This is a genomic window from Nostoc sp. CHAB 5715 (assembly GCF_020829685.1).
GTDB lineage: Bacteria > Cyanobacteriota > Cyanobacteriia > Cyanobacteriales > Nostocaceae > Nostoc.
Genome location: NZ_JAIVFR010000779.1, coordinates 1 through 3,650, shown reverse-complemented (window position 1 = coordinate 3,650; position 3,650 = coordinate 1). Strand labels below are relative to the sequence as shown.

Below are 3,650 nucleotides of genomic sequence, written 5' to 3'. Positions count from 1 at the left end.
CTGGATATCCCCCGTATCTGCAACTACAACAGTCACTTGTCGCAATTGTTCCAGTAAATTCTTAGACATAAAATACTCCGTGATGGTTTGTTTAGTAGGATTTACTTATTCCCCACCAAATTAGTGCTGAGTTAGGAGTAGAGACGCGATTAATCGCATTTGTACAGGAGTTAGGAGTAGAGACGCGATTAATCGCATTTGTACAGGAGTTAGGAGTAGAGACGCGATTAATCGCATTTGTACAGGAGTTAGGAGTAGAGACGCAATTAATCGCATCTGTACAGGAGTTAGGAGTTATTATTCTGCTCCTTGCCTCTCTAGTCCCCACTCCCTACTCCCTACTCCCTACTCCCCACTCCAATTTTTCTTCATCATTGCCCAATTTTGCTTACTATCTTGAGCCACAGCCCTATTCTAAGTGCCTTATGCCGAAATTGGCTGTCCAATGGAATGCACTTTGATTAAACTAGTTGTTCCCGATTTACCAATTGGAACACCAGAGGTAATAACTACTTTATCGCCCTTATTCGCTAGACCCATATCTACAACTGTGTTCACCACATTGGTAAACATCTCTTCGGCATTGTGGACTGGTGGAATCAGCAAAGCTTCTACACCCCAAGAAAGCGCTAGTTGGCGATAAGCAGTGATATCAGGGGTAAGGGCAATAATGGGAGAAGTAGGGCGATATTTAGACACCATTCTCGCTGTACTTCCTGAGGAAGTGTTACAGAGAATTGCTCGTGAGCCTGTTTCATGGGCAATGCGACACACCGCTTCTGCTACAGATTCGGTGACGCTGAGACTACCTGCCTCATGACACCAGGCATGTTTGCTACCCTCATCTAGAGCCTGTTCTGTCCGCACGGCGATATTGTGCATCATCTCGACGGCGGCGATGGGATATTGTCCGACAGCTGTTTCACCAGAAAGCATTACCGCATCTGTTCCATCTAAGATGGAGTTGGCAACATCAGTGGCTTCGGCGCGGGTGGGGTCAGGGGCGCTAATCATCGACTCTAGCATTTGGGTGGCTGTAATCACCGGCTTGCCAGTACGATTACAACGGCGAATAATATCTTTTTGAATTAAGGGTACTTCGTGAATTGGCACTTCTACCCCTAAATCGCCACGAGCAATCATAATCGCATCGGCAACGTTCAGAATGGAGTCAAAATTCTCTACTGCCTCTGCTCTTTCAATTTTGGCAATTAAGCGGATGGAAGCGCCAGCAGCTTCAATCATTCGCTTGGCGGGTTCTAAGTCTTGTGGCGATCGCACAAAGGACACTGCCACCCAGTCTACACCCAACTGAATCCCAAAGCGCAGATCCAGCAAGTCTTTTTCGGTGATCGAACTAACAGGTAAAGGAGTTTGCGGTAGGTTTACGCCTTTGTGCGTGGAAATTAACCCGCCAATTTTTACTTGGGCGCGAATGCGATCGGCATCGCGATCGGTAACAATCAACTTGACGCGACCATCATTAATCAAAATCGGTTCGCCTGGTCGCACCATTGCGAACAAAGTCGGTAATGGTAGGGGTAGTTCGTCGATACTCTCACCCTTTTCTTGCAAAACAAAGGTGACTTCACTACCAGCTTCCAGATTTAACCCTTCTGGTGGTAAAGTTCCCAAACGAATCTTCGGGCCACATAAGTCTTGCATAATTGCGATCGGCTTTTGCTGCTCAGTACGAATTTGTCTAAGATAGTGAGCAGTTTGGGCGTGGAATTCATAAGCCCCGTGGGAAAAATTCAGCCGCGCCACATTCATTCCAGCTTTTACTAAGGCTTGCAGCTTTTCGGGTGCAGATGTAGCCGGCCCAACAGTACAAATGATTTTGGTTCGACGCATAGGGATTAGGGGTTGAGGAGTAACCTGCAAATTTGGATGCTTCATACCAATTCGTAATTCGTAATTAAGAAACTTCGCATCCAAATTCACATGTGCTTCATATCACTGACTCTGTAAGTAAAAATACTAAATAGCGTTTTATTTTCACGGTATTTACCATTTGACCCAAATCCCAAAAGTCAAGGGTCAAAAGTCAATGACCAATGACTAATGACCAATGACTAATGACCAATCAAACCACAGCAACTGTCGGTGCGAGTTTTTCCTTTTGTGACATAGACAACATCAAGTCAATCACGCGATTCGAGTAGCCCCACTCGTTGTCATACCAGGCAATTACCTTAAAAAAGTTAGAATTCAACTCAATCCCAGCACCTGCGTCGAAGATACTGGAATGGGTATCGCCTTGAAAATCTGTGGAAACTACTTCCTCATCTGTGTAACCCAGGATACCCGAAAGTGAACCTGCGGCAGCTTCCTTCATGGCAGCACTGATTTCTTTATAACTGGTGGCTTTGGCAGTTTTGAAAGTTAAATCAACTACAGAGACATCGGGAGTCGGAACTCGTAATGCCATACCAGTGAGCCTACCCTTCAATTCTGGTAAAACCAACGCTACAGCTTTAGCTGCGCCTGTGGAAGAGGGAATAATATTCTGGCTTGCACCCCGACCACCGCGCCAGTCCTTCTTACTGGGGCCGTCTACAGTTGGCTGGGTGGCAGTCATGGCATGGACTGTGGTCATTAACCCTTCGGTCAACCCAAAGTTGTCATTGATCACCTTAGCTATAGGAGCTAGACAGTTTGTAGTGCAGCTAGCATTGGATACAATTATATCCTTGCTGGGATCAAATAAGTGATGATTTACACCCATTAGTAGGGTAGTAACTCGATCTGGATCTTTAGTGGGAGCGGAAATTACCACTCGCTTTGCACCTGCCTTCAGGTGGTTTGCGGCTCCTTCGTAGTCAGTGAAAAGTCCGGTAGCTTCCACGACATAATCTGCACCTAATTTTCCCCAAGGTAACTCTGCTGGGTTCCTCACCGACACGCAAGGAATGAAGTGTCCGTCAATGAGGATACCATCTTCCTTGGCTTCAACCTTATGCTTTAATTTACCGTGGGTTGAGTCGTACTTTAATAGGTAAGCGAGGTTATCTGGTGGTACTAGGTCGTTAATGCCTATAAATTCAATGTTAGGGTTATCGATGCCAGCGCGAAGCACAAGTCGCCCGATTCGACCGAAGCCATTGATACCAACCTTCAATTTAGTCAAGATTAAACCTACCCTTGTGGAAAGTTGAACAAAAGGAGAAAGTTAAAAGTCAAAATAGATTGCCTTTTACTCTTTACTCTTTGATCGTGACAGTATCAGTCAGCTAAGGGATATTTACTTGGCATATTTTAAGGATTGGGGCATTGGGGATTGAGCATTGGGCATTGGGCATGGGGCATTGGGCATTGGGCACTTGTACTGAGCGAAGTCGAAGTATTGGGCATTGGGCACTTGTACTGAGCGAAGTCGAAGTATTGGGCATTGGGCATTGGGCATGGAGATTAAGTAATTTGCCCTTGCAAGCCACGATTCGTTAGGAGGTAAACAGCAAAAGTTCCTACCCAGTGACTAGCTGCATAATGTTCACTTACAATATCTGCTAGTCCATGCTGACGATTGGAAGACCGATCGCTAACACACAAATATACTTATTAGATTCTCATCTACAACCTGTACCAGTAGGAGTAGTAGGAGAAATATACATAGGAGGAGCAGGAATAGCCAGAGGATATGTCAATCG

General features: G+C 45.6%; 6 protein-coding genes. 1 reads left to right on the top strand and 5 read right to left on the bottom strand.

Features of this window, described 5'->3' with window-relative positions; all coding sequences use genetic code 11:
- Positions 1-91: 91 nt before the first annotated feature.
- The 5 genes from LC574_RS31090 to LC574_RS39330 form a co-directional block, all read right to left on the bottom strand.
- Positions 92-328: a hypothetical protein gene (locus LC574_RS31090; protein WP_229457432.1), complete on the bottom strand. Its 237-nt coding sequence runs from the start codon at positions 326-328 to the stop codon at positions 92-94.
- A gap of 95 nt (positions 329-423) precedes the next feature.
- On the bottom strand, positions 424-1,854 hold the full coding sequence (gene pyk, locus LC574_RS31085; RefSeq protein WP_306422182.1) for a pyruvate kinase: 1,431 nt from the start codon (positions 1,852-1,854) through the stop codon (positions 424-426).
- A 232-nt stretch (positions 1,855-2,086) separates the two neighbouring features.
- The gene (gene gap / locus LC574_RS31080; RefSeq protein ID WP_229457430.1) at positions 2,087-3,130 is read right to left on the bottom strand and encodes a type I glyceraldehyde-3-phosphate dehydrogenase; all 1,044 of its coding nucleotides are present in this window, start codon (positions 3,128-3,130) and stop codon (positions 2,087-2,089) included.
- 128 nt (positions 3,131-3,258) lie between these two features.
- On the bottom strand, positions 3,259-3,399 hold the full coding sequence (locus tag LC574_RS31075; RefSeq protein ID WP_229457429.1) for a hypothetical protein: 141 nt from the start codon (positions 3,397-3,399) through the stop codon (positions 3,259-3,261).
- Positions 3,400-3,411: 12 nt separating this feature from the next.
- Positions 3,412-3,552 carry a DUF2891 family protein gene (locus LC574_RS39330; protein ID WP_368736757.1) on the bottom strand — a complete coding sequence of 47 codons (141 nt, stop codon included), beginning with the start codon at positions 3,550-3,552 and terminating at the stop codon, positions 3,412-3,414.
- Between LC574_RS39330 and LC574_RS31070 the strand changes: the two genes are divergently transcribed.
- Positions 3,517-3,650 (top strand): AMP-binding protein (locus LC574_RS31070; RefSeq protein ID WP_229457433.1); only part of this gene is annotated, 134 nt, incomplete at its 3' end. The two genes, LC574_RS39330 and LC574_RS31070, sit on opposite strands and share 36 nt — an antisense overlap.

Coding starts and splice junctions, on each gene's coding strand:
- LC574_RS31075 (WP_229457429.1), bottom strand. CDS start 3,399: ATGCCCAATGCCCAATACTTCGACTTCGCTCAGTACAAGTGCCCAATG.
- pyk (WP_306422182.1), bottom strand. CDS start 1,854: ATGCGTCGAACCAAAATCATTTGTACTGTTGGGCCGGCTACATCTGCA.